The sequence below is a fragment of the Pseudoalteromonas sp. SW0106-04 genome (assembly GCF_001293805.1).
Lineage (GTDB): Bacteria > Pseudomonadota > Gammaproteobacteria > Enterobacterales > Alteromonadaceae > Pseudoalteromonas > Pseudoalteromonas ruthenica.
Genome location: NZ_BCAI01000013.1, coordinates 79190 through 105567 on the forward strand (window position 1 = coordinate 79190; position 26378 = coordinate 105567).

Consider the following 26378-nt stretch of genomic DNA (forward strand, 5'->3'; position numbering starts at 1 on the left):
CCGTAAAAGCCTTTGTACACCTACCTTATAACTTTGGATTATAGCGTTAGTTGATCCCATGTAAAATAGATTCTAAGAATATTTTATGAGGGATCAAACACTAACATAACTGATCCTTATAAGGCGCGAACGATCCTTTTCACTAAAGCCGGGCCTTCATAGATAAAGCCAGTATACACTTGCAGTAGATCAGCACCGCCATCAAGCTTTTCTTTAGCGGCTTCGGCACTGTCAATGCCACCGACACCGATAATAGGTAAACGCCCTTGCGACAACCGTTTGATCTCTTTAATAACCTCTAGAGACTTAGCCCGCACCGGGCGTCCTGATAGGCCGCCAGCCTCATCGGCATATTGTAAACCCGCAACAGCGCTGCGCTCTAAGGTGGTATTAGTCGCAATCACCCCGTCAATGTGGTTGTTCAATAATGATTGGGTGACCTGCTCGACTTGAACACTGTCTAAATCCGGTGCAACTTTGACCAGCATCGGGACTTGTTTATGATGTTTGGCTGCCAAGTCTAGCTGTTCATTTTTCAAACTCGATAACAAGTCATCGAGCGCTTCGCCGTATTGTAAGTCACGCAGCCCTGGGGTATTTGGCGAAGAAATGTTAACGGTTATGTACGAGGCATGTTCAAAGACTTTACGCATGCAATGGATATAGTCGTCCTTGCCCTGCTCATTAGGCGTGTCTTTGTTTTTACCTATGTTGATCCCTAAGATGCCATCATAATTGGCGGCTTTGACATTCGCCACTAAGTTATCAACGCCTTTATTGTTGAACCCCATACGGTTGATCACCGCATGTTGCTCTGGCAAACGGAAAATGCGCGGCTTGTCATTTCCTTGCTGAGGTCGCGGGGTTACCGTCCCCACCTCAATAAAACCAAATCCCATCTGGGCGAAGGCTTCAATGCATTCGGCATTTTTATCTAATCCAGCCGCCAACCCCACGGGATTTTTAAATTCAAGACCAAGGAAATTAACCGGTTTGTCTGGAACTGACTGGGACCACGCCATGGATAAGGGCGTGTTGGCATAGCGGCTTAAATTAGACAATGCGAAGTCATGCGCCCACTCAGCGTCTTTAGTGAACATAAACCGACGCGCTAAATCATAAAACATGGAACCCCCAAAAAAATACCCCAGACAAAAGCTGGGGTATTCTACAGAGTTTTACTGCTTTTTAACAGCGGCGCTTACGCCCGTTGATCACAGTTGTGTGCAAGCAACATCAATTCCCGTAGTGCTACTGAGAACTTAGCAAAGTCATGGCTTTGCGACGTTTTAAATTCGCTAAGCATTTGCTGCCAGCGATGCAATACAGCATTATTTGCTTCCATCCACGCGTCAATTTGCGCATCCACATCTTGCTCTTTGTCATCGAAACTACGCAGTACCACATCGGTTAATGTGCGTTGCTGCCAATCGAGCTCTTCGCGATAAGAAGCACGCGCCAAGGCTTGCCAATGGTTTTGCACTGGCTGATGAGTGATTTGCGTTAAGAACCAGTGCAAGCCCATGCGCGCACCCAGCTTGAAGTAGGTGTTTGACACCAAGGCTGTGTTGCGCTCGGTTTGCGCGGCCACTTCGGCCAGGTCCATGGTGGAGAACAAGCTCGATAGTGACACAATACGCATCGCCAATTGAGCGGGTACGCCTTGATCGGCCAGACTCTTGGCGTTTTCGCGGATTTGCTCGCTCTCATCACTTACCATGTAGCTGTGTAAGTTATCCGTCAAGTCTTTAAAACAAGGGGCAAAATGAGCGATGGTTTGCTCAATAGTCCATGCCTTATTACGGTGACGTAAGAACCAGCGTGTTACTCGACGTACAGTACGACGTAGCTGGTACAGCATTTCTGTTTGCACTTCAGCATCTATCTTATTGTCGAGCGCTTCGATTTCCGACCAGGTCTGCGGCATATCGAAAATCTCGCGAGCGATGGAATAACATAAGGCGATTTCAGCGTCTGATGCGCCCGTTTCTTCGTGCATACGCACCATGAAGTTTAAGCCCATGTCGTTGACGATGTTATTGGCCAATTTAGTAGCAATAATTTCGCCACGCAACGGGTGGTTATCCATGGCTGAATTGAACCGCTCACGCAGTGGTACAGGGAACGACTGGACCAGCAGCTGACGGTAGTACGGGTTCTCAGTGATCTCGTCGGTGACTAAGGTCTCTTTGAGCACCATTTTCGCATAAGACACCAACACTGACAGTTCTGGACGAGTCAAATCTTTACCCGCTGCAGCGCGCTCAGCAAGCTCTTCGTCAGTAGGTAAGAACTCAATAGCACGATCGAGCTTACCGTCTTTTTCAAGCGCGTGGATAAAGCGGATCTTCTCTTTTAATGTCGATGCGCCCTTAGATTGCGTCACTGAGATAGTGTGAGTCTGACGATAACAATCTTGTAGTACTAGCTCTGACACCTCATCGGTCATCGCGTACAACAGCTCATCACGTTGCTTTTTAGTGAGCTCTCCTTCACCCACTAAGGAGTTCAGTAGGATCTTGATGTTCACTTCGTTATCAGAACACGCCACACCGCCTACGTTATCGATAAAGTCGGTATTAATACGCCCACCTTTGGCCGCAAATTCAATACGACCAAGTTGAGTAGCGCCTAAGTTACCGCCCTCACCGAAGATTTTCGCGCCCAGTTCACCGCCGTTGATACGCAATGCATCATTTGCACGGTCGCCAACATCTGAGTCTGTCTCAGACTTAGCCTTGACATAGGTGCCAATGCCGCCATTCCACAACAGGTCGACTGGCATCTTCAGTAGCGCCTTGATTAACTCATTAGGCGTCATCGCCGCTTTCTTAGTACCCACCATCTTCTTGATTTCAGGCGTTAAGGTAATCGACTTAGCACTGCGGGCAAAGATACCACCGCCTTTGGAGATGAGCTCACTGTTATAGTCTTCCCAGCTCGAGCGCGGTAATTCAAACAAGCGCTTACGCTCGTCCCAAGATGTAGCAGCATCTGGGTTCGGGTCGATGAAAATGTGCATGTGGTTAAAAGCCGCCTGCAGACGTGTATGCTTCGATAGCAACATGCCGTTGCCGAATACGTCACCGGCCATATCACCAATGGCAACTGCTGTGAAATCGTTGTTCTGGCAATCAATACCAATTTCGCGGAAATGACGTTTCACAGACTCCCACGCGCCTTTTGCGGTAATCCCCATCTTCTTGTGGTCATAACCAATCGAGCCGCCCGAAGCAAAGGCATCACCTAGCCAGAAGTTATATTCACCAGCGATCCCGTTGGCAATATCAGAGAAAGTGGCGGTGCCTTTATCGGCGGCAACCACTAAGTACGGGTCATCTTCGTCATGACGTGTGACGTTCTCTGGCGGAACAATGTCGCCATGTACGATGTTATCGGTGATATCAAGCAAACCACGGATAAAGATTTTGTAGCACTCTTGCCCTTCTTTAAAGAAGGCTTCACGCTCACTAGGCAGTTGCTTACAAACAAAACCACCTTTTGAGCCAACAGGCACAATAACGGTGTTCTTAACCTGCTGCGCTTTTACAAGGCCCAAAACCTCGGTACGGAAGTCTTCACGGCGGTCTGACCAACGCAATCCGCCCCGCGCTACTTTACCGCCGCGAAGGTGAACACCTTCAACACGTGGTGAGTAGACGAAAATTTCAAACGCCGGCAATGGCAATGGCATCTCTGGAATCAAGCTTGGCTTGACCTTGAAAGAGATATACGACTTGAATACGCCGGTGTCGTCTTTCTGATAATAGTTAGTGCGCAGCGTGGCGTTGATCATATCAACGTACAAGCGAATAATGCGGTCATCATCAAGGTTGGCAACATTCTCAAGCGATTCATACACCTGAGCAACGAGCTTCTCCAAGGCTTTTTCGCTGCCTGGTGCTTTCACTGAGAACTTTTTCGCAAACAGCTTCACGATTTGTGTCGCAATATTTGGGTAGTTAGCGAAAGTGCTCTCAATGTAAGTCTGCGAGAACGTCACTCCGATTTGGCGCATGTACTTGGCATAAGCACGCAAAATCGACGCTTCGCGGCCCGTTAAGCCACCATTGAGCACTAAACGGTTAAAGCCGTCGTTCTCTAGGCGATTATTCCAAACATCGGTAAGCGCTTTTTGGAAACGCGCAGATACTTTGTCAAAGTCAGCGATCTCTTTGTTGTCGAGCAACATTGAGAAGTCCATAATCCAGTTCACTTGGCCGTCAGAGGTTTTTACCGCATACGGCGTTTCACCTATAACGCGTAAGCCAAAGTTTTCTAACATCGGCATCACGTCAGACAAATGGATAGGCTCGTCTTTGTGGAACAACGACAAACGAACAATATTCGAGCTCACTTCTTCTTGTGGGCGGTAGAACAACATCTCTAGTTTGTTGTCGTCATTGAGCAGCTCAAGTTTTTCAATATCAACCACAGCGGCACTTGGCAACACTTGGTCTTTATACGAGCTGGCGAAGGCATTGGCATATTTACGGTTTAATTCATTACCGCGCGCTTCGCCATTGCTGCCTAATAGCGCTGATTGTAGTTTGTCTTCCCAAGTACGGGCTGCTTCTACTAAATTATTTTCGATTTCTTTCACGTCGTAATCTACGTCACTGTTGTTAACTCGCACAATATAGTGGGTACGAGCAAGGCTGGACTCGGAGAAATAGGTGGTAAAGCTGACTTTCTCATCGGAGCCAAAGGCATCAGCAAGAATTTGCTGCGTTTCACGGCGCAGTGCAGTGTTATAACGCTCACGTGGCACATACACCATGCACGAGAAAAAGCGTCCGTAAGTGTCTTTGCGCACAAACAGGCGACACATGTCGCGCTCTTGAATATGTAAAACCCCCATGGCCACATCCAGTAGCTCTTGTTCACGGGCTTGGACTAGCTCATCACGAGGATAGGTTTCGAGAATATTAAGGACCGCTTTGTAGGCGTGGGTGCCCTCGGCAAAGTCGCTCATCTCTAGAACACGACGAATTTTCGATTTTAACACGGGTACATCGGCCGCACTGTTGTTGTAGAAACTGGATGAGAACAAGCCAATAAAGCGGTCCTCGCCAATAACGTTGCCGTCTTTATCAAAGCGCTTCACACCGATGTAATCAATGTGTGCAGGGCGATGCACTCGCGATACCGAATTGGTTTTCGTTAATACCAATAAATTATTGCTGCGTGCTTCTTTGCGTGCGATTTCTGGCATGTTAGAGAGTAACCGCACTTGCTCTTCGTCAGAGTTCTTCATTAACCCTAAGCTTGTGCCTTTCACACCGCTGAGCTGATGATCACCTTTTACCGGCTTAAGTTCGTATTGACGATAGCCCATCAAGGTAAAGTTATCGCTGGCCAGCCACTCTAGAAATTCAACCGTTTCGTTTAATTCGGTTTTATCGACATTATGTGGACGCTTAGGGAGATCGTTAATCACATCCAGCAACTGCTGACGAATGGGTTGCCAGTCTTCAACAGCCACCGACACATCATTAAGCACAGAATCAAGCTCTTCTTTAAACGCTTTAATTTCCGCGTCATCGGTCTGGCGATCGATTTCAATAAAGAACACGGTTTTGGTCGAGCTCGACTCTTGTTCCGCTTTTAAGTTTGAGAGATTAGTAATCGTGCCATCTTTATCGCGCTGAATTTTCAATGGCGTATGCAGTAATAAGTGAGAAGCGATGTTCGCGCGGTTAAGTGCCATGCGAACTGAGTCAACGAGAAACGGCATATCTTTAGCAATGATCTCGACAATGGTATGCGAGGACTGCCAGCCGTGCTTAGCAACTTCGGGATTGAATACGCGGATAACAGCATCATCGCCTTTTTTACTCTCTAACGAGTTCCAAAGGCTCAACGCTGCGCCGTAGAGGTCACTGTCGTTTCGGTGTGTCAGATCTTCATTCGACATGTTGCGATAAAGCGCCTTGGCGAATTTGTCGACCAGTGACACTTTGTCTGCGTGAACTTTGCTTTGAATAAGCTTGCTGACGTTATTAAGAATAACAGAAGCGTGACCATCATTTTGTGTCATTGTGTGTTCCTTAATCTATACCGCCTTGTGAACGGGTGACTGAATAGCGTGGAGTCAGTTAAATTCTAACGCTTTTGCAGCTAATAAAAAGCCTTTTCGATGAAATCAGACCAATGATTTCAGCATGTTGGCATTCTATTCACAAAATATAGATAGAAATGGCCGGTTAAGGCCATTTCTGTACACAAGTATTCACATTATTTTTTCTGGTCAGACCAGAGGAAGGCGCCGATTGCTGGCAAAATGAGCACTGCACCGAGCATATTCACCAAGAACATGAAGGTCAGCAAGATGCCCATATCAACTTGGAACTTCAATGCAGAGAAGATCCAAGTGCTCACTCCCACTGCCAAGGTGATACCAGTGAAGAGCACGGCACTGCCCCGCTCTGCTAGGGCATTTCGATACGCTTCACTTAAGTGCACGCCTTGTTTGAGCTGAGTCATCATTGACGAGAGTATGTAAATACCATAGTCGACACCGATACCCACTCCCAATGCAATGACGGGTAAGGTCGACACCGTTAGGCCTATTTCCAGCCCCACCATCAGTGCCTGCGCCAACGTTGAAACAATGTATAGCGGCAACACCACGGCGATAGTGGCGCGCAGCGAGCGGAAGCTCAATAAACACAATACGATCACCGCCCCGTAAACGTACAGCATCATCGGCGTTTGCGCTTTAGATACCGACTCATTCGTTGCCGCCATCACCCCAATTGGTCCGGATGCCAGTCGGAATGACACTTTGTCTGTGCCAAATTCAGCACCGTATTCTTTCACTGCGGCCACTACGCGCTCTATGCTCTCAGCCTTGTGGTCTTCCATAAAGATGATCACTGGCATCACCGAGCAATCGCCATTGAGAAGACCTGAACTGGTTTCCACCCGTGAAGTCGCTTGCACGAGAGAAGCGCTATTGCGTGGCAGCGTTTGCCACTTCAAATTGCCTTCGTTGTAACCAGCATTCACGGCTTTAGCGACACTGGCTAGGGAAACACTGCTTTGCACCCCAGGGATATTATCCATACGCCATTGGAATTGGCTGATACGGTCCATCACTTCGTGCTCGGTACACGCTGCTGGGTAGGCTTCCACAATCACTTTTAAAATATCGACAGATATACTGTAGCGATCGGAGATAAGGAAGGTGTCTTGGTTGTAACGCGCCTCTTCGTGTAGCGCTGGTGCCCCAGCGTGTAAATCGCCTATGCGCATGTTTTGTGACTGCCAGTAGCCAAATGCAAACAACACAGCGGTGCAAATTAAAATAGCCGTCGCATTTTTCTTGTTAGTGGTGGCAACCAACAATTCACGGAGCTTAAATAGCGCGTTCTTATTGGCATTATCGGCTTCTAGTACCGCGAGCTTCGAAAAGGTCAGATAAGACGCTATCACAGGCAACAGAAGCAAGTTGGTGAAGATGATCACCGCCACACCTAAACTGGCTGTAATCGCCAACTCGCGAATAATACCGATGTCTATCGCCAGCAGCGTTAAGAAGCCCACCGTATCCGATAGCAAAGCAATGCCGCCGGGGATCAGTAAGGCCTTAAAGCTTGATTGCGCAGCGGTTTTGGCATCGCTGCCTAACTGCACTTTCTTGGCAATGCCGTTGATCATCTGCACACCGTGGCTCACGCCAATAGCAAATACCAAGAACGGCACTAAAATCGACATTGGATCTAGGCCAAAGCCAAGTGTTGATAGCAGCCCCATTTGCCAAACCACAGCAATAATCGAGCAGCCTATTGGCAGCAGTGTGAGCTTGAAGCTTTTACAAAACAGCCAGACCATCACCAAGGTAATTGCGATGGCGATAGCGAAGAAAAGCACCACGTCTTTGGCACCTTCAGCAATATCACCAGCCATTTTTGCAAAGCCGATAATATGGATGCTGACGTTGTCAGTGCTTAAAGGTGTGCGAATTTTACTCTCTAATTGCTCTGCAATATCAAGAGTGTCGAGCTTTTCACCAGTTTGTGGGTCAAACTCCATAAGCTGAGCGCTGACCATGGCACAGGAGTAGTCCGAGGCCACCATGCGCCCTACAACTTTGGCCTTTTCAATATTTTCTTTTACTCGTGCAAGGCCTGCTTTGTCGGCACTGAAGTTTGCAGGAATAATAGGGCCACCGCTGAATCCATCTTCAACCACCTCAACAAAGCGCGCGCTTGGAGAGTAAATTGAGTTAACCAGGGGGCGGTTAACCCCGGGAATGAAATACAGCTGGTCGTGGACTGCTTTTAATTGGGTAAAAAATTCCGGGTTAAAAATATCACCGCGCGCATCACACACGGAAATGAGGATGCCGTTGGCACCACCAAACTGCTTCTCATGTTTGGTATACACCTTCATATATTGGTGATTAAGCGGGATATTCTTATTGAACGACGCATCTAATTGCAGTTTAGTCGCCTGCCACGCCAAGGCCACGGTGGCGATAATAAAGGCCAAGATCACCCACATGCGATGGCGGAATAAACTGCGCTCTAATAATTCCACTAAAGTTTGCATGATTAGTTTAACTCCTTGGTTTGAATGCCCGCTTCCGTTGCTAGAATCAACTTACCAGCAAACTCCGCACCATCCATCACGGCTTTACCATCAGCGCGTTGACGCGCCTTGAGCTGGTTTTGTTGCATGTTTTCTAAGCGGTAAATCACAGCGGAGTTACCAAAAATATACACCCCACCCTTGTTGCTCTCGACGATGCTGTTCATGGTTGCTTGCTCTTGCGTGCGCAGTGCTTGCCACTGGCCGCTATCGCCTTGTTTAAATGCATTGCCGCGTAACCCGGCAACCAGTATTTCGCCTTCGACCTCAGCAATATCGAAAAAGGAGCCATGATATATCTCCTGTTCCCGTTGCCAGCTTTGACCCTGGCTGCTGCTGTGCGCTATCAGTCCCATTTCACCTGCAATGTAAAGCCCTTTGGAAGTCTCAGCAATGCGGTTAAAGTGCGGCAAGATGGAGCTAGTTTCTATCTCATAACCTTCTGGATCGTTGACCTTCAAATCATTGAGGTAGTCCCTATCTTCGGGGTAAAGAAGGCTATCTAAAAAGCGTTTAGTCCAGTTTTGGCCACCATTTTTGGTCTCGAAGTACATTCCATAGGCACCCACAGCAACGCCGTTTTGCTTATCGAAAAAGTGAATGTCCAAGCACGGTTTATCAAGATCAGGACGATACTGCAGTAACTGCCAGCTGGCGCCGCCATCGGTGGTGCCTAAGATGCTGGCATCGTGGCCACATGCCCAGCCTTGTTGATTATCAATAAAGAACACCGCTGTCAGCAGAGTATCAATAGGGCTGGTGGCCTGCTGCCATTGCTCGCCATCATCGCTGTATACAATGGTGCCATGTTGGCCAACGGCGATAACGCGTGATTCTGTGGTGGTGATATCGGTAAATAACGTGCGCGTGGCACTGTCAGCCTGATAAGCCGGTTGTGGTGTCTCTTGTTGCGCGCTGACGCCAAGGGGCAAAAGCAACACCGCCCAAAGCAAGTACTTCATATCTAATTGAGCCTATAGAGGGTTAACGTGAGAGCCTCAGGCCTGCGCCAGCAGACCTGAGGAGTTCCGAGGAGATTAACGGCGCCCTTCGCGACGAAGTGCATTAGATGTAAACTCGTTGTCTTGGAACGACTCAGAGAAGTCGTACATTTTCTCTTGGTTATCCAAGCCAATAGCCAAATAACGACGTGAGTTTAGGTCGTGATAAACATCCAACGTACTCCAGTGCGTTGGTACTTCGTAATAGTTCACACCGTGAGCCATGGCTACACGATACATTTGGTCGCGGTTATCGTATAAATCGGCGACCGAAATCTGCCAGCTGTCCTCATCGATGTAAAACACGCGTTTCTTATAAATGTGGCGAGTGCCTTCTTTAAGCGTCGCTTCAACCACCCAGACGCGGTGTTTTTCATAACGCACATGTTCTGGATTAACGTGGCCAGGCTTAAGAATGTCATCGTACTCTAGCTCATCGCTATGCAATTTATAGCTGTTATACGGAATGTACATTTCTTTTTTACCTTTGAGCTCCCAGTTATAACGGTTCGGTGAGCCGTTGAACATGTCGAAGTCATCGGTAGTACGCAAGTTATCGGACGCTGTTCCCGGTGCATCGTATGCAACATTAGGGGCACGGCGAACACGGCGTTGGCCGGTGTTATACGTCCATGCTTGGCGTGGTGTTAGGATTTGGTCCATGGTTTCGTGCACTAACAACGCGGTGCCTGCAAGGCGCGCAGGCTCGGTGACACGCTGTTTAAATTTAAACAGAATATTCGACTCTTGCAGCTGCTCCGGTGTGGCCTCTGGATCCGAGTATTTCACTAACAACTGCTCATCAAAACCAATCAGGTTGTACGAACCCGAGGCTGTTGGCATGGCTTGACCACCATAACGAGCAATCGATAAACCACGGTAGCGCAACAAGTGGTTCCACACCGCCTCTAAGCCGTTTTCCGGAATTGGAAATGGCACACCGATAGCGGTGTTTTTGATGCCGTTACCGCCTTCAATCAACTCCGCTTCAGTGGCGTACTTCTTCGTTGCATCGTAATAAAACTGCGGGAAAGAGGCACTACGGCGAGTCGGATAGATATGCATTTTGAAGGTGTCAGGGTACGCCTCAAATAAGGCTATCTGACCCGGGCTCAAGAATTCCTTGTGCTGTTCCAAGTTCGACTTATCAATGGTGACAAGGACCTGATCATCTGCATAAGGGTCAGGGTGATGCATCCCTTGCTCATAATTCTCTGGTGCTTTAGTAATACCACCATCCCAAGCAGGGATAGAGCCATCTTCATTACCTGCTTTAAGTGCACCAATAGGTGTCAAATCCGCGCCCAGGCGTTCGGCCTGCTCGGGTGTTATTTTTGCCTGTACTGCAGAAGTAGCAAAGATGCCACAAAAGGCTGCTGCAATGAGGGTAGGTTTAGTTAACATGCGTGTACCCTTTTAAATTGAATATTTAATATTAAACGACACAAAGTCTCGGTCTGAGAAGTTATTCGTCGCACCACCGCCCCAGAAAGAGCTATAGCCTACGTCGAAAGACCAAGTATTTTGATAATTAAAGTTCAGGTTAATCCCCAACGATTTTCTATCTTCAATAAACAAGTACATTGGGTCAGGTGTAATGCCATTGACGTCGTGGGAGAATACGAACTTAGGTGAAAAGTTTACGCCTGAGAAGAGATTGAAGTAATCCCCCTTGGCAATAAGACGATATCCCCACGCCGAAGCCGTTGGGAATGGATTTGTTTCAGGGCCATTGGAAAGCGCCATTTGCAACGCGGTATAATCAGCCGCTGGTCCTTGAATGACGCCACTGCGTCCAGTCCCCGCCACATTCAAACGCAGCTCATCGTACTCTGGCATGTTATTAACACGCACCCCGCCGACTTCACCAACAACGGCCCAGCTGTCAGCACCTAGATGAGGGCCAAACAGGTGTGTGGCGGTAAATTGTAGCTGTGCCGTGTTGCGCAAGATATAACCCTGTGCCGTTTCACCTGGGCCTACAACCGACGTCGCATCGCCTGGGCTCAACTGTGAAATACCCGCAAATTCTGGACGTAACCCGGCAACAGCTAGTTGCTCAGGCATACCAGCATACAGAAGCTCTACGTCATCCACTTGCAGTGGTTCATCCTGACGAAACGCAAATTCGCCAGAGAACGCGGTCTCGCCTAACGCCGTGTTAAAGCTCAAACCATACAGTTTAATGTCTTCTGGATAAGCTAATACCGCTTTGGTAAACGCTTGCAGATCGGTGACGTTGTCTTCTGTGATTTCCGTCGTCGCCAACATCGCTAAATCATCGCCAATGGCGGTAAAGTCCGATACTTGTCCAGAGATAACTGGGCGGCGGCTATGATAATTGATGTAGTAAAGCGCTACTTCAGTATCATTAAAGTCAGGCATAAACATACCTAGGCGCAAACCATACTGGCCGCCATCATCGGGCTCAGTCTTACCTTTGTGACCTTTGCCTTTAAGTGCCACCTTAGTAGGGTATGCCAGGTACATATTAGCCAGTAACTGTTGCCCCGCTGCTGAATTAGGGTCAATACCCTGCGCCGCTGCGGCCATCTGCCAATCACTGCCAAGGTTGTTGAGGCTCTCGGTTAAAAAGGCAAGGTCAATATCTGGGTTGGAGGTGAAACCTAACTGTACGTTTTGGTTAAAACCGTTTTCCGAGGCAAAATCGTTGGTCGAGAAATAACTTCCCGATGCTGGTAGACGAGTTTCATGCCACTCGTACTGATAGAAACCTTCCAGATAGATGTTATCGGTAATACCTAGTGAGGCCCATAACATGCCGACAGGAATAAAGGCTTCTTTTACTTCAGCACCCGGAGCCTTCAGGCGGTCGATATCTACAGGGTTAACATTGATACCATGTGATATCAGGGTACTTTCACCCCAGTTTACAACTTGTTGACCTAAACGCACAGAGAGCGGGTTGCGACCTTCGTTGAAATCGAAATCGGCCCAAATAAAGGCATCAAGCAAACGAAAATCGGCACAAACTTGCTCTTTGGTTTCGTCATAGTCACAGGGATCAACCTGCTCCCCTGAGGTAGGGTTGGTGTAAGCAAAGTCACCATCCATCAAAGCGAAATCATAAAAATACATGAAGCGCGAGAAGAAGCCGTACATGTCGCCATTGATGGCTAACTCATGTGTGCCTTTTAGCTGCTGTGAAAAGGTATCGCCACTATCAAAGTTTAAGTTACCCGCATCACCGTTATTAGAGTAAGCGCCTGGCTGGGCCCACACATCTGCAGATGAATAGATTGGATTCAAAGCGGCGTTATAACCGGTCCAGTCAAAGCGTGGATGGTTACTTTTACCTATGTTGGCGTCGAAGTTTCTATCTTCCGTACGAATGCTTTGTCCGTATGAAAAAGTCGAGTCGAAGTTAACGTCGAAGTCCCCGACTGTAAAACTGGCACTGTGTGCGGCGCTACTCATGCCGAGCATCGCTCCCCCTACACAGAGCGCTAAACGATGCTTAGCAAATAGTGGCTGTCTTATCATTGTTGCTTCCCCCCTTTGCGCGGGTAATTAAGATCAAGTTATTGTTTTTAGTGTAGTCTTATACATTAGAAAGGATACGCGAAATTTACAAACAATCTAGATTAATGGCCTGTAATAAGCGTTAATTTTCCTTTATCTGCGCTAATGGTATGACATCCTACCACTATTTTTATACATGACAATAACGTTAACGACAAATGCAATTTACAACTGTTTAAAAATAGCGCACATAAGCAGGTTGAATTAGTGAACGCGCTCTAAGCGAATAAACTTATTATTCGCATCCAATAACAAGCGAAAACGCCCACGGATGCCGATTTGTGACATATAGGGAAGCAGTTTGTTAGCCGGGAAACGAATTTTTCGCCCGGCGTCATCAATGACTTGTACAGCAGAAATCCGGCCTTTGTAATAGGCCAGACACTGGCTGTAACTCATAGAAAGCGTGAAATAAAATTCTTTAATCTCATTCACTGAGGGCTTTATCTACCTTTTCAAATAAATCTTTGCTGAGTTTTGGCAATACCTTTAAACGCTCTAGTTGCTCTTTCATCAACTGCTGACGCGTACTATCAAAACGTCGCCATGCCAACAACGGCGTGATCAAGCGCGAAGCGTTCTGTGGATTGATATCATTGAGCTTCACTAAAGCATCACCCAATAGCGCGTAGCCCTGCCCATCTTTGGCATGAAATTGCGTTGGGTTACTCATCGCAAAGGCACCAATAAGAGCACGCACTCGATTGGGGTTACGCCAACTAAAGTGAGGGTGTTGGTATAAACGAGTCAGATTGGCGAAGCTGTCCGAGCCTTTGCGCAGGGCCTGAAGATTAAACCATTTATCCATCACAAGAGTATCATGCTGCCAACGCGCCGCGAACTCGTCTAACATAGCGCCACTGCGGGGGTGTTGAGCAAGGATCAACGCTTTTATCGCCGCCAAAGATAAAGTCATTGAGCCCTGATGTGCCTGAGTCTCAATAAATTCAAGCTGCGTATCTACGCGCGCTAAATATCCCATACAGGTCGCGAGTAACGCTCGCTTGGCAACGCTTTTTTGCGATTGCTGCTTATCGTCGCTGAGTTGGGTCACGACTTTGCTCAGCAGCACGTGCAAGTGCTCGGCAATTTGTTGCGCAAATGCCTCAGTCACCGCCGTTATGGCATCAACAGGAACTGGCTCAAATTGAGCGCTCAAGGTATCAAAGCTAGGCAGCTGTAATAGCTCTGCGACTAAGGCCAGATCATGTTCTTGACCGGCTAATGCAGCATTAAGTAAGTCACTCAACGTGGCTAATACTGCTTCATCAAGCTGAGCTTTTTCGCCCTGTCCAAGCTCGTCTAGGATACACCCGCTTAATGCACTTTGCTGCGCATCCCAGCGGGAGAAGTCGCTGCTCGCATGGCGCACTATATGCAATTGATCGTTAAGGCTCTGCTCAAACTGAACTTTAACCGGCGCGGAGAAGTCCTCAAACAGCACCGCGACAGGTCGCTCGGTGATATTGTCAAACACGAACTGCTGTTCTCTTTGGTGTAACTGCAATACGTTGTCAGCGACGCCATGCGCATTTAAGCTCAATGCCTTACCTTGGCTATCAAGCAGTTCAATCGCCACAGGGATGAGCAAATTATCTTTGCTTGGTTGATCTGCTGTCGGGCTATGATGCTGACTCAGGGTGAGTACATATTGCTGCTGTTGTGCGTCGAACTGTTCCTGAACATGCACTTGTGGCGTACCCGATTGGCTGTACCAGCGTTTAAACTGTGAGGCATCAAAGCCATTCGCATCACTCATAGCGCTAATGAAATCATCACAAGTCACCGCTTGGCCGTCATGACGCTCAATGTAGCACTGCATGCCTTTTTGGAAGCCTTGCTCACCCAGCAATGTATGCAGCATACGGATCACTTCGGCGCCCTTATCATACACTGTCACGGTATAAAAATTATTCATTTCTAATACCTTCTCAGGGCGAATAGGATGAGCCATTGGCCCGGCATCTTCAGCGAACTGATGTGTGCGCATCACCTTAACCGCATCAATTCGGTTGAGGGCTCGTGAGCCTAGATCACTGCTGAACTCCTGATCTCGAAACACCGTCAACCCCTCTTTCAAAGAGAGCTGAAACCAATCCCGACAAGTCACCCGGTTACCGGTCCAATTATGGAAGTATTCGTGACCGACAATAGATTCAATCAAATGGAAATCGCGATCCGTTGAGGTTTCTGCATTGGCGAGCACACATTTCGAGTTAAAGACATTTAATCCTTTGTTTTCCATCGCTCCCATATTGAAAAAGTCGACCGCGACTATCATGTACACATCGAGGTCGTATTCAAGATTAAAGCGCTGTTCATCCCATTGCATTGCCCGCTTGAGCGACGCCATCGCATGCGGGGCTTTACTTAAATTACCCTTATCTACATAGAGCTCTAATGCCACTTCACGACCCGAGACGGTCGTGTAGCTATCACGTAACACGTCGAAGTCCCCTGCCACCAAGGCAAATAAGTAGCTCGGCTTTTTAAAGGGGTCTTGCCAAGTTGCAAAGTGGCGGCCATCGGCTAAGTCACCGCTAGCAATCTTGTTGCCATTTGAGAGTAGATAGGGGAACTGGGCTTTATCCGCTTTGATGGTGACCTCATACTCGGCCATAACATCGGGTCTATCAAGGAAGTAGGTAATTTTACGAAACCCCTCAGCTTCACATTGGGTGCAATAAGCACCGTCTGATAAATACAGACCTTCTAATGAGCTATTGGTTTGTGGCGAACAGGCCGTTGTTATCTCTAGTACAAAGTGTTGTGGCACACCGCGCAGCAGTAATTGCTCATCGTTAATGTCGTAATTGGTGAACGGATGGCCATCAACTTTTACCTCTTTAAGAGTTAAATCTACACCATCTAGCACTAAGTCGTTTGCCGGGTTTGCCTCATTGCGACGCACCTTGGAGCGGGCATACACTGTGGTTTGCGTCGGCTTTAAATCAACGTCCAAGGTGAGGGTTTCAATAAAAAAGTGAGGGGGTTGATAGTCTTTTAAATACTTCGCATTGCCATGCTGGGAGGTCATATAGGACAGTCCTCTGTTACTCAGAGTGGGCATCAGGTGATGCCCACATTATAGGTTATTCGCTACGTTGCGCTTGTGTTTCAGGCTGTAAGTGTTTTGGCTCTAGCTTTAAAATCTTAATACCGAAATAAGCATAGATCACTGCTAACACTGGATTAATCAAATTAAAGAAGGCGTATAGAGCGTAATCAAATGGGTTAATTAGCAGTACACTTTGCATGTAGGCACCACAGGTATTCCAGGGGATAAGTGGGCTGGTTATCGTGCCGCCATCTTCTAACGTACGTGACAAATTCACTGGCCGTAAGCCCCGTTTTTTGTACTCTTCTTTAAACATTCGACCCGGCACGACAATAGCAATGTACTGATCAGCAGCGACTAAATTGGTGCCGATACATGTGGCGATTGTGGATGCGATAAGCGAACCTGTGGATTTCGCTATTTTTAAGATGCTGCGCACAAACACATCTAGCAGGCCGGTCTTTTCCATGATAGCGCCGAACATCAACGCCATCATAATGAGCCAAGTAGTAGTCAACATCCCCGACATGCCGCCGCCAGAGAGCAAGCTATCCATTTTGGCATTGCCAGTTTGAATAGCAAACCCATCAAAAAAGGTTGCCCAAACTAGCTTAAAATAGCCAACTAATTGGCCTTGGGAAACATCAACTTGGCTGGCTAATAATTCGCCTTGGAACAACAGCGCCCACACCGCGCCTAATACTGCCCCAATAGAAATTGCCGGGAATGCCGGCATTTTGCGAATAGCCAGTGCCAACAACACCACTAAAGGCACCAAGTTGACGATGCTAATGTTAAAGTTGTCCTGCAACAGAGCGACCATGTTATCTATACCTGCGGTATCGCTGCTCACATCAGCGTTAAAGCCCATAAAGATGAAAATGATCACGGCTATCACAAAACTCGGAACCGTGGTCCAGAGCATGTGGTGGATATGAGTAAATAAGTCGGCCCCTGCCACTGCTGGCGCTAAGTTAGTGGTTTCCGACAGTGGGCTGAGCTTGTCACCAAAGTAAGCACCGGATATAACCGCACCGGCGGTGACCACAGGATCTAAGTCTAACCCATTGGCTACCCCGAGTAAGGCCACACCTATGGTGGCTGCGGTAGTCCAAGAACTGCCGATACTCATCGCCACAATTCCGCATATAACGCAGCTTGCGGCATAAAACCAATGCGGGTTAATAATTTGTAGGCCGTAATAGATGAGCGTCGGCACGGTGCCCGATAGCAGCCAGGTGCCAATCAAGGCACCGACCATCAACAGTATTAATATAGCGCCCAAGGAGATGGTGATGCCTTTAATCATCGCTTCTTCTAGGGTTTTCCAGGTATAGCCGTTTTTTAAACCGATCAATGCTGCGGTGAACGTCGCAAACAGTAAGGCTATTTGATTGGGGCCTGACGACGAGCTGTCACCATAGAGATACACCGCTGCGCCGAGCAAACAAATAAGCACGACGATGGGGATCAATGCATCAAGAAACTTGGCTTCTTTGGTGGTTGTCACAATGATTCTCCTGCCCTCGCCTTAAGCACGACACACGAGGGTTATTGTTATTATCAGCGCAAAGAGTACCAGAGGAAAACATTTTTAACACCGTCTAAACGACAAAAAGGGCGCTCAAAGCGCCCTTTTTCGTGGTTTTTGGTTACTTATTGTTCTTCGCCAAGCGCCCTTGTTTAATATAATCTTGGGTGATCAACGCCGCCTCTTCTAAGAATGGGTCGAATTCATCTAATACCTCAGGGGCATCATCAACGTCTTCCACTTTTTCCAATCCTAGACGCGCAAGCCGCTCGTTGGTGCGTTTCAAAGCAAGCTCTTTGCGTTCATCACGTTGGTCTAGACGCTCTTTCTCATTCAAAGAGATGAATTTACGATCTTTCTCTTCTTTGTACTTTTTGATGTCTTGCATCACGTAATTGAACTCAGGCTCACTGGCAACACGCTTATCGTGCTCCTTCGCCAAATAATTGATGGTGTCATCAAGGGTATCGACCATCGCGTAATTAGCACGGACAATGCTATCCCATGGCAACGCGTTGTCTTCTTGGCTCTCTCCCCACTCTGCAGGGTCTATCGGAGAAGGCAACTCAATATCAGGGACCACGCCTTTGTGCTGGGTACTGCCACCATCAATACGGTAGAACTTAGCGATGGTGTATTGCACGCTACCCAGTGGGTTGTCGTACAAGTCGTAGTTGCGTCCCAAGCCTCGGTGTTGCTGCACCGTGCCCTTACCAAAGGTTTGCTCACCAATGATCACCGCACGACCGTAATCTTGCATAGCCGCCGCGAAAATTTCCGATGCCGATGCACTGTAACGGTCCACTAGCACAGTCAATGGGCCATCGTAATAGGTCACGCCATCTCGGTCTTTTTGCTGCTCAATTCGCCCGTTAAGAGTATGAATTTGCACCACCGGCCCTTGATCGATAAACAAGCCTGTTAGCTTGGTGGCTTCGTACAAGGAGCCGCCACCATTTTGGCGTAAATCAATAACTACGCCATCTACTTTTTGCTCTTTTAACTTGACCAGCTCGCCTTTAACATCCTCAGAGAGGTTGTTATAGAAGCCTGGAATTTCAATCACGCCAATTTTGCTGGTCAGTTCAGAATAGCTGGCTTCGAACACACTCGATTTCGCAGCACGGTCTTCAAGACGCACTTTATCACGCGTGATCTCTACTACTTTGGGCATGCCGTGGTCGTCTTTTCCCTCTAGGTACTGCAACCGCACCACAGTGCCTTTAGGGCCTTTAATGAGATCAACGACATCATCTAAACGCCAACCGATGACATCAACAAAATCGTCTTCCCCTTGAGCAACACCGACAATGCGGTCTTCGGGGCTGATTTCACCGGTTTTATCCGCTGGGCCGCCGGGCACTAGAGAGCGAATAACGGTGTAGTCTTCATCGTAACTGAGGACCGCGCCAATGCCTTCGAGTTCAAGATCCATGTCCATCTTGAACTGCTCAGCACGTCGGGGTGATAAATAGGAAGTATGAGCTTCAATAGAACGCGCGAACGCGTTCATAATAATTTGGAAAGCGTCTTCGCTTTTTGTTTGCACTAAGCGTTTTAAGGTGTAGGTATAGCGTTTTTCCAATACCTCTTTGATGCCTTCCCAGTCTTTGCCGGTCAGCTTCAAACGCAGCGCATCGTATTTGACCTTTTGTCGCCATAACTCATTGAGTTCTTCCTGCGTTTTCGCATAGGGCGCCTGTTCACGGTCAAAGTAATATTTGTCGTCCTTAGTGAAGTCAAATTCATTCTCAAGTAAAGACAATGAATAGTCGTAGCGCTCGAAACGGCGCTTCATACTAAGGTTAAATAAATCATAGGCAAAATCGAGTTTGCCGGATTTCAACGCATTATCAAACTTATCACGATATTGCTCGTACTTATCAATATCCTGCTCTAGAAAGATAGTGCGATTGAAATCCAACGATTCAATGTAACGGTCGTACATTTGCTCCGACAGTTCATCATTGAATCGTATTGGCTTGTAGTGTGCACGTGTGAAGAGATTCGTCACTCGTTTACTTGCTGTACTGTGTTGCGACTCCTGCTGTAGGGTCGGCAAATCAGCCATGGTGACCTTATCCAGTGAGGCTAAGGCCGGTGCTGCTACAAGGGCAGCGACCAGTGGGATGAGTGAAAACGACTTACTCATGCACAACTCCTTCTTTTTATACTAGGTATAAGCTATCTGCTTTAGTTTTTACCTGCATGCCGGTGACTAATTCAACGTGGATATCATCTTTGTTGACTTCAGTGATAGTACCGTTGACTAGCGCCTGACCTAGTTTAACTTTAACTTTGGTATTAGCCTTGACCTTGTCGCTTGGCAAAGGTTCAACTTTGTTACTACGACGCGGTGCAGGTTCTGCATTCTTTTTGACTTTAGCGCCTTTAGGGTGAGGCTTACCAGGTCCGCTTGGACGTTTTTTGTAACCCTTTGTATCACCGTCTTTAGCACCACGAACAGGCTTTTTACGTTTAGCCATTTTTGCGCGGCTTTGCTCAAGCGCAGTTTTTGCATGCTCAACGTGCTCTTGCTCTACTTTTTCTGCTTGGTTGCCATCTAAATCAACGCGGTATTCATTGTTAACAACCGCTTCAAGGTAGCGCCAGTGTGAAGTGTACTTTCTCAACGCTTGACGAACTTGCGTTTTGCTGACCTTTTCACTGCCTTCAATACGCTCAGCAATGTCTTTAAATATACCAACTTTAAGTGGCTTAATGCCTTCTTTTTGTTTAAAACAATTGGGAAATTCCTGGTATAGGAATTCCAATACTTCGTTTATGTCTTTTAGCTTGTTTGTGGTTTCCATTTCTAAACCTTAAATTTACATCTGCTCGTCTTGCGCCGAGTCGACATAGTGTTCAACCCAGTCCATTAATTCTTCGTGTTCAGCATCGAGAAGCGCGGTGTCTCCGCGTAATTGCTCCCAAATACCGTTAATTATTTCATCTATGCGTTCGCAGCTTAGATCATCATCCAAGCATTCCCATGCATGGTGGATTAGTTCGTTGTAACGCTCAGTAACGAATTCCTCTTCCCCTTCCCAGTCGCCAATATCGGACTGTGCGAAAAGGTAGTCATGTACACTAAGTAAGTCTTTCATTACAGGTATTGTTCGATGCTGTGAACTAGCTTCTCAAGGCCCTGCTTATCTTGCTCATCGAACCGTCCCACTGTAGGGCTGTCGATGTCAAGAACGGCAATGGCATTTCCTTGCTTTTTCACCACCACCACAACCTCAGAGTTTGACGCCGCATCGCAGGCGATATGCCCGGGGAATTGATGAACGTCAGTTACCAGTTGAGTGGTGTCTTCAGCAACAGCAGTACCACACACACCTTTTCCAACTTCAATGCGTACACACGCAGGTTTCCCTTGGAACGGCCCTAACACCATTTGTTGTGGCGACTCCAAAATGTAAAACCCTGCCCAGTTTATATCCTCTAAAGACATAAATAACAGCGCACTAATGTTCGCCATATTAGCAATTTGATTGGTTTCATCACTGACCAGCGCGAGTGCTTGCTGTGTCAGGGATTCATAAAAGGCTTCTTTACTCATTCACACTACTACTTCACATAGAATACGCAGTGTTTAAGGTACTCTTTGTGGCGCGCAAATGAAACCTTTTATCATGAAAAAAGTGATGCAGTCGCTTGAAAAAACGCTGATTGATTATTTTTACGCCATGAAGATAGGTAAGATTAAGCTTCGCGGGCGCTGCCCCGGCGCAGGGCAAACAAGAACAGTCCACTCCCAAGTGCTGCCATCAGTGCGTTGACAATGAGTAAAAACCCCGCCTGCGCGCCAAAAGCATAACTGAACAACGCCCCTCCTAGTAGACCTAATGTGAGTACGCCGCTGTAATGCACTTTATTGTACTTATACATCAGCAAATAGCCCGGGACCACGAACACAGCCATCGCCAATCCCAAGATATGGGCATTAGCAATAGCAGATAGCAATACGGCAAAAAATAATTGCGCACCGTTTTGCTGTGCCCCTAAGGCGTAATAAATGCCTAACACCACACCAATCAATACCGGTGCTAATAAGGAATATAAAACTGCTTTTGCGAGGGTGTGTTTCATAATAGTGACTGCTGAACATGGTTTATGAAAGCATTGCAGATCTGCAAAACCCTGCCAATAGCGACGTTAGTCGTAGAAAGTAAAAAGGCCTCAGCATATGCTGAGGCCTTTAATAGTGGCGGAGAGATAGGGATTCGAACCCTAGATGGGCTATTAACCCATGCCGGTTTTCAAGACCGGTGCATTCAACCGCTCTGCCATCTCTCCTGAAGCGGTACTTAGATAACTGCGTCACCTAAATAAAAATTAAGTGGCGGAGAGATAGGGATTCGAACCCTAGATGGGCTATTAACCCATGCCGGTTTTCAAGACCGGTGCATTCAACCGCTCTGCCATCTCTCCGCAGCGGCGTGCATATTAGTGAAATGCCTGACGTTTGTGAAGTGTTATTTTAAAATAATGTTCTAAATGGCTATTTTTTATCACAATCGCACAGCAATCGAACAATTTGCGAATTTTGCAGTCTATTGAAAGGTAAAGGTTTGCCCATATATAGAAGACTTGGTAATCTTTAACTCAGGTGCCCTCGGGTACTTCGAGGATCGATTTCAATTTAAGGAGTTTCACAATGGCGTTTAATAACTCGTACAGCTCGGCTAAGCCGATGATGTCGACCATTGAGACAAATAAGGTTTTAAAAAACACTTACTTTTTACTCGCGATGACGTTGGCATTTAGTGCTGTGACAGCGGGTATTTCAATGGCGCTTAACCCACCGTTCTTTACCGGTATCGTTTGTTCACTGATTGCCCTAGGCATGTTGTTCATTATCAACAAAAAAGCAGACTCTTCAGCGGGTGTGCTACTGACCTTTGCCTTTACCGGTATTCTTGGTTTCGGCCTCGGTCCGATGTTGAACCACTATGCTGCGATGGCAAACGGCCCAATGTTGATCATGCAAGCACTTGGCTCAACGGCGCTGATCTTCTTTGGTCTTTCTGCTTATGCACTCACGACTAAGAAAGACTTCTCCTTTATGGGCGGTTTTTTGATGGTTGGCTTGGTTGTTGTGATTATCACCAGCATCGTAAATATCTTTATCGGTAGCTCGATGGTATTCATGGTCACTAATGCAGCCGTTGTTCTTATCATGTCAGGTCTCATCCTGTTTGATACCAGCCGCATCATTAACGGTGGTGAAACTAACTACGTGCGTGCAACTGTGGCGTTGTACCTAAACGTATATAACTTATTCACTTCGTTACTGCACCTCCTCGGCGCAGCTGATGACTAATTAGCAATATTTGCTAAAATGAGCCCCATTCATTGGGGCTTTTTTGTGGATGTAATTTGGCCAGCTTCGTATTATCACTGCATAGCGCACCGAGTGATACCATCACTTTGGTGGCGCTCAAACGCTTTGTTGACAATGCCCTTTCGCTTGGGCATCAAATAAAAACGATTTTTCTCTATCAAGATGGGGTTTATCATGCGCTGGATCAGTTCGATGTCAGTAGCGATGAGTTCGATGTCGCAGCGCTGTGGCAGCAGCTCTTTGATAGCGGAATTGAATTGAGCCTGTGTATCACCGCAGCCAATAAGCGCGGCATTGACACCGAGCAGGTTAAACTATTTACCGTCTCGGGACTTGCAGAGTTTGCCATGCTCGCCACTGACGCCGACAGGTGGATACAATTTAAATGAATAACATCTTAGTCATCTCTAAACACGGGCCCTATCATCAGCAAAGTCTGCGAGAGTCCTTAGATATGGTCCTTATTTTTGCCGCTATTGATCAGCATGTTACCTGGTTACTAGAAGGCGCAGCGGTACTCTCACTAGTGAAAAATCAACGCCCCAGCGCGCAGCAACAAAAAGACTTCACTAAAGCCATCGGCATGTTGGAAATCTATGATATTGAATCTGTCTATGTGTGCGCCGATGCGCTGAACGAGCATGGCTTGAGCACCGATGACTTGGCGATAGACGTGCAAATCGCCCATGACAATGACAAGCGTGCACTAATCAAGCAAGTGGATAAGGTAGTGACTTTATGAGCAAAGGTACATTATTCATGGTGCGTAGCGCACTTAGCGAGCACCCTGCTCTGAGCAGCATCATTAGCAAGGAAGACGGCGTGTTACTGCGCGCTGAGGCCTGTTACAATGCGTCGGCGTTTGTAGGGCTGGGTGTGGCCACTTATGCCCTTGAACAAGATGTGAATGCCTGTGGCGGGCACCATCGCACAACAGGTGTCACCGTGATTAACGATGCGCAATGGGTCGAATTGACCTTACAATACCAACGAACAATCAGTGAGTAAATCAGTGAGTAACATGATTGAATTCAACGGCCAAGAAATAGCAACAGACAAACAAGGCTATCTGCTCGATAGTAGCCAGTGGCATAAAGAGTTAGCTCCAGTTATCGCCGCGAAAGAGAATATTGAACTCACAGAGGCGCATTGGGAAGTGGTGATGTTTGTCCGTGACTTTTATCAGGAATTTGATACCAGCCCAGCGATTCGTATGCTGGTAAAGGCCATGGCAAAGAAGTTGGGTGAGGACAAGGGTAATAGCAAATACTTGTATAAACTCTTTCCCAAGGGGCCGGCAAAACAAGCGACTAAAATAGCCGGTTTACCCAAACCGGCTCGATGTATTTAGCCTTACCACCAACAAGCTATGCTGAGCTTGTCAGGATCATCTGGCAGGCTCAGAAACTTTTCTTTTGAGCCAACATACCACCTTTTAAAGTTTCTTCGCTTTGCGCCGAAAGGGAATAGTCCAAGCACCAAACTTATACCTTCCTGAATATCTTCGTTTCCGTAATCGGCCCCACCCTTAAGCTCCTTCTTAATTCGGGGAACTACCACACGATAGGTTTTCTCTGCTTCTTCTTTAGCAAATATCTGCTCCACACCCATTGTTATTAAGGTGGTAAGGGGCGATGCAGTTCTCAAGTCCTTTAGGAAGGCAGCGAAGCGTCCCTATTCGGTACTTTTAAGTTCCATTTTGAGTTCTCCATTATCACATAAAAAATGATTAGGTCCGTCAAGGTGAAAACGATGATATCTATCGTTATGTTTGCCTCCTGCTCCCAATAAATAATAACGGGCGCAAAAATCAAACAAATACTGGAGGCAAGATAACAACACCCTATTAGCTTCAGCTTACCCCCAGTGAAGATTTTGCGTTCATAGCCTATACTGTATAAAGCAATGACCGCAAAAAATGTCGCTACTGTAGATGCAGTATTAACAGCCATAGAAAAGTAAGACTGCTCCATTCCTTGGTAAGCTGAAAACGGTACTGCGGTAGCCAATGAATTTCCAATTATGAGTAACCAAAAAAATAGCTTCGCTAAAAATTTGAACCTCATAGAGCCCTACTCTAGCTTAATCTAAGCCATTAAGGGCGCCACGCACACTGCGATACAGGGCTCCCATGGTCGAGTCAAAGACCCACTTAATCATTTTATAAGTTAGCTCAAACGCTTTGCCCACAACCTTGCCCGCGAAAACCAGCATATGCCCTAATAAACCCAAGGTTTGCTCGGCAAAACGCGCAGACGCCTTCGCTACTTGTTCTAAGGTACGCGCGACCATATCGTAAAATGTCAACGAGCTGCTGATCGCCGCTTGCGTTACCACTGCCGTGTAATACCCGGAGTCTTTCAACAAGGTAATCAATGCTGAGCTTATTTTATCCGCCCAATGGCTTGAGAATGACGCCTGAGCTCTGTCTTCAAAACGAAGGCGCACAGGCTGGCTCAAGAAATTATCTGAGCGCTGCTTTAAGGTGGACCAGTCGCTGGCACTAGCGGTATTTAAGTAACCTGGAGTGCCATCGAGCTTATGGGCCGACACGTTAAGGCCTTGGCCATCGTCGAGGCGGAATTCACTGCCATTAAACGGCGCGTGAATAAAAGGCCAAAGCGGCACTTTAGGAACCGGATCGGCACCATGAGTAGAGCGGTATATATTCTCTAGCTTCGTAGTAGTTGAGCGGGCAAAATCGGTCTTGCCTACACGCGGTGCGCCAAACGTATATAGTTTAGTTGGCAAAGAGTACTCGGTATTCACCCAATCAGCGGTCAATTGTGCCAACGCCCCGCCTAAACTGTGGCCAACGCAATGCACAACTCCTGTGTTGCCAGCTTTGCGGTTACTATCAACAAACTGAGCAAATGCCTGCTTCATGGAGTTGAAGGTTTTATTAAATCCGGCGTGCACCATTTTATTACTGCTGCTGGCGCTGAGACCACAGTTTAAGTCTGTCAGTCCATCACGTAATGAGGCAGTACCTCGAATCGCAATAACGCTATCGCCGGCAAACTCGTTGATGCCTTTACCAACAAAAGCAAAGCCCGTGCTTAAGCCGAACAGATGAGAGAAAAAACCACCTGAGACACCGTCAACAACACTGTCACCGGTGACAAACTCAAATGAGTTACGTAGATTAGGACCAACGATAGAGCGCACATCTAGCACCTTACTTGCACCTTTAGCACGGTACGCCATGGCGGCGAGTTCAGAGGCCTGACGCGGGGAAAGAGTGTTCATAATTACTTAATTCCTTGTATGAGTATTTTTTTGCGTCGCTAAACCGCAGCG

At 47.3% G+C, this 26378-nt stretch carries 22 protein-coding genes and 2 tRNA genes; 5 read left to right on the top strand and 19 right to left on the bottom strand.

All coding sequences use genetic code 11. The features are described 5' to 3' along the window. Positions 1–116: 116 nt before the first annotated feature. The 16 genes from pyrD to W04_RS14655 all read right to left on the bottom strand — a co-directional run bounded on the left by pyrD (position 117) and on the right by W04_RS14655 (position 22165). Positions 117–1127, bottom strand: a complete 1011-nt coding sequence (gene pyrD, locus W04_RS14580; protein WP_022943965.1) for a quinone-dependent dihydroorotate dehydrogenase — start codon at positions 1125–1127, stop codon at positions 117–119. Positions 1128–1201: 74 nt separating this feature from the next. Further along, a complete protein-coding gene (locus tag W04_RS14585) occupies positions 1202–6040 on the bottom strand; it encodes an NAD-glutamate dehydrogenase (RefSeq protein ID WP_053911337.1) in 4839 nt (1612 codons plus the stop codon). A 197-nt stretch (positions 6041–6237) separates the two neighbouring features. Then, positions 6238–8556, bottom strand: a complete 2319-nt coding sequence (locus W04_RS14590; protein WP_022943967.1) for an RND family transporter — start codon at positions 8554–8556, stop codon at positions 6238–6240. Positions 8557–8558: 2 nt separating this feature from the next. Further along, positions 8559–9557, bottom strand: a complete 999-nt coding sequence (locus W04_RS14595) for a YCF48-related protein (protein ID WP_053911339.1) — start codon at positions 9555–9557, stop codon at positions 8559–8561. A 75-nt stretch (positions 9558–9632) separates the two neighbouring features. Then, positions 9633–11000: a DUF1329 domain-containing protein gene (locus tag W04_RS14600; protein WP_022943969.1), complete on the bottom strand. Its 1368-nt coding sequence runs from the start codon at positions 10998–11000 to the stop codon at positions 9633–9635. A 12-nt stretch (positions 11001–11012) separates the two neighbouring features. Then, entirely contained in the window at positions 11013–13100 is a 2088-nt protein-coding gene (locus W04_RS14605; RefSeq protein ID WP_053911341.1) for a DUF1302 domain-containing protein, read from the bottom strand. A gap of 243 nt (positions 13101–13343) precedes the next feature. Then, positions 13344–13565, bottom strand: coding sequence for a DUF2835 domain-containing protein (locus tag W04_RS14610; protein ID WP_026110974.1), 222 nt, complete (start codon positions 13563–13565; stop codon positions 13344–13346). 1 nt (position 13566) lies between these two features. Then, positions 13567–16176, bottom strand: a complete 2610-nt coding sequence (gene pepN, locus W04_RS14615; protein ID WP_053911343.1) for an aminopeptidase N — start codon at positions 16174–16176, stop codon at positions 13567–13569. Positions 16177–16231: 55 nt separating this feature from the next. Next, positions 16232–17707, bottom strand: a complete 1476-nt coding sequence (nhaC, locus tag W04_RS14620; protein ID WP_053911344.1) for a Na+/H+ antiporter NhaC — start codon at positions 17705–17707, stop codon at positions 16232–16234. A 142-nt stretch (positions 17708–17849) separates the two neighbouring features. Beyond that, entirely contained in the window at positions 17850–19880 is a 2031-nt protein-coding gene (prc, locus tag W04_RS14625; RefSeq protein ID WP_053911346.1) for a carboxy terminal-processing peptidase, read from the bottom strand. A gap of 16 nt (positions 19881–19896) precedes the next feature. Further along, positions 19897–20541, bottom strand: coding sequence for an RNA chaperone ProQ (gene proQ / locus W04_RS14630; protein WP_053911349.1), 645 nt, complete (start codon positions 20539–20541; stop codon positions 19897–19899). 15 nt (positions 20542–20556) lie between these two features. Beyond that, the gene (locus W04_RS14635) at positions 20557–20835 is read right to left on the bottom strand and encodes a hypothetical protein (RefSeq protein ID WP_053911350.1); all 279 of its coding nucleotides are present in this window, start codon (positions 20833–20835) and stop codon (positions 20557–20559) included. Next, positions 20835–21293: a GAF domain-containing protein gene (locus tag W04_RS14640; protein WP_053911351.1), complete on the bottom strand. Its 459-nt coding sequence runs from the start codon at positions 21291–21293 to the stop codon at positions 20835–20837. Before W04_RS14640 ends, W04_RS14635 begins: the two co-directional genes overlap by 1 nt. A 143-nt stretch (positions 21294–21436) precedes the next feature. Further along, complete coding sequence (locus tag W04_RS14645) at positions 21437–21823, bottom strand: hypothetical protein (protein WP_022943978.1); 387 nt, start codon at positions 21821–21823, stop codon at positions 21437–21439. 116 nt (positions 21824–21939) lie between these two features. Then, positions 21940–22030: transfer RNA gene (locus W04_RS14650), tRNA-Ser, on the bottom strand. Positions 22031–22074: 44 nt separating this feature from the next. Beyond that, a tRNA-Ser gene (locus tag W04_RS14655) sits at positions 22075–22165 on the bottom strand. 226 nt (positions 22166–22391) lie between these two features. Here W04_RS14655 and W04_RS14660 point away from each other — a divergent pair. Genes W04_RS14660 through W04_RS14680 form a run of 5 tightly spaced genes read left to right on the top strand, consistent with a single transcriptional unit; the run spans position 22392 to position 24429 of the window. Continuing rightward, complete coding sequence (locus W04_RS14660; protein WP_053911352.1) at positions 22392–23057, top strand: Bax inhibitor-1/YccA family protein; 666 nt, start codon at positions 22392–22394, stop codon at positions 23055–23057. A 56-nt stretch (positions 23058–23113) separates the two neighbouring features. Next, entirely contained in the window at positions 23114–23467 is a 354-nt protein-coding gene (gene tusD / locus W04_RS14665; protein WP_053911353.1) for a sulfurtransferase complex subunit TusD, read from the top strand. Continuing rightward, positions 23464–23820 (top strand): sulfurtransferase complex subunit TusC, encoded by a 357-nt coding sequence (gene tusC / locus W04_RS14670; RefSeq protein WP_053911354.1) that lies wholly within the window; start codon positions 23464–23466, stop codon positions 23818–23820. Before tusD ends, tusC begins: the two co-directional genes overlap by 4 nt. After that, positions 23817–24086 carry a DsrH/TusB family sulfur metabolism protein gene (locus W04_RS14675; protein ID WP_053911355.1) on the top strand — a complete coding sequence of 90 codons (270 nt, stop codon included), beginning with the start codon at positions 23817–23819 and terminating at the stop codon, positions 24084–24086. Before tusC ends, W04_RS14675 begins: the two co-directional genes overlap by 4 nt. 13 nt (positions 24087–24099) lie before the next feature. Then, the gene (locus W04_RS14680; protein ID WP_053911356.1) at positions 24100–24429 is read left to right on the top strand and encodes a TusE/DsrC/DsvC family sulfur relay protein; all 330 of its coding nucleotides are present in this window, start codon (positions 24100–24102) and stop codon (positions 24427–24429) included. Positions 24430–24431: 2 nt separating this feature from the next. Here W04_RS14680 and W04_RS14685 read toward each other — a convergent pair whose 3' ends face one another. From W04_RS14685 to W04_RS14695, 3 genes are all read right to left on the bottom strand, one after another. Continuing rightward, entirely contained in the window at positions 24432–24683 is a 252-nt protein-coding gene (locus W04_RS14685) for a hypothetical protein (RefSeq protein WP_053911357.1), read from the bottom strand. 47 nt (positions 24684–24730) lie between these two features. Further along, the gene (locus W04_RS14690; RefSeq protein ID WP_157576464.1) at positions 24731–25087 is read right to left on the bottom strand and encodes a hypothetical protein; all 357 of its coding nucleotides are present in this window, start codon (positions 25085–25087) and stop codon (positions 24731–24733) included. A 73-nt stretch (positions 25088–25160) separates the two neighbouring features. Next, positions 25161–26327 carry a lipase family protein gene (locus W04_RS14695; RefSeq protein ID WP_053911359.1) on the bottom strand — a complete coding sequence of 389 codons (1167 nt, stop codon included), beginning with the start codon at positions 26325–26327 and terminating at the stop codon, positions 25161–25163. Positions 26328–26378 lie beyond the last annotated feature (51 nt).

Coding starts and splice junctions, on each gene's coding strand:
- pyrD (WP_022943965.1), bottom strand. CDS start 1,127: ATGTTTTATGATTTAGCGCGTCGGTTTATGTTCACTAAAGACGCTGAG.
- W04_RS14595 (WP_053911339.1), bottom strand. CDS start 9,557: ATGAAGTACTTGCTTTGGGCGGTGTTGCTTTTGCCCCTTGGCGTCAGC.
- proQ (WP_053911349.1), bottom strand. CDS start 20,541: ATGGAAACCACAAACAAGCTAAAAGACATAAACGAAGTATTGGAATTC.
- W04_RS14605 (WP_053911341.1), bottom strand. CDS start 13,100: ATGATAAGACAGCCACTATTTGCTAAGCATCGTTTAGCGCTCTGTGTA.
- W04_RS14660 (WP_053911352.1), top strand. CDS start 22,392: ATGGCGTTTAATAACTCGTACAGCTCGGCTAAGCCGATGATGTCGACC.
- W04_RS14635 (WP_053911350.1), bottom strand. CDS start 20,835: ATGAAAGACTTACTTAGTGTACATGACTACCTTTTCGCACAGTCCGAT.
- W04_RS14645 (WP_022943978.1), bottom strand. CDS start 21,823: ATGAAACACACCCTCGCAAAAGCAGTTTTATATTCCTTATTAGCACCG.
- tusC (WP_053911354.1), top strand. CDS start 23,464: ATGAATAACATCTTAGTCATCTCTAAACACGGGCCCTATCATCAGCAA.
- W04_RS14640 (WP_053911351.1), bottom strand. CDS start 21,293: ATGAGTAAAGAAGCCTTTTATGAATCCCTGACACAGCAAGCACTCGCG.
- W04_RS14590 (WP_022943967.1), bottom strand. CDS start 8,556: ATGCAAACTTTAGTGGAATTATTAGAGCGCAGTTTATTCCGCCATCGC.
- W04_RS14600 (WP_022943969.1), bottom strand. CDS start 11,000: ATGTTAACTAAACCTACCCTCATTGCAGCAGCCTTTTGTGGCATCTTT.
- W04_RS14675 (WP_053911355.1), top strand. CDS start 23,817: ATGAGCAAAGGTACATTATTCATGGTGCGTAGCGCACTTAGCGAGCAC.
- pepN (WP_053911343.1), bottom strand. CDS start 16,176: ATGACCTCCCAGCATGGCAATGCGAAGTATTTAAAAGACTATCAACCC.
- W04_RS14695 (WP_053911359.1), bottom strand. CDS start 26,327: ATGAACACTCTTTCCCCGCGTCAGGCCTCTGAACTCGCCGCCATGGCG.
- W04_RS14585 (WP_053911337.1), bottom strand. CDS start 6,040: ATGACACAAAATGATGGTCACGCTTCTGTTATTCTTAATAACGTCAGC.
- W04_RS14680 (WP_053911356.1), top strand. CDS start 24,100: ATGATTGAATTCAACGGCCAAGAAATAGCAACAGACAAACAAGGCTAT.
- prc (WP_053911346.1), bottom strand. CDS start 19,880: ATGAGTAAGTCGTTTTCACTCATCCCACTGGTCGCTGCCCTTGTAGCA.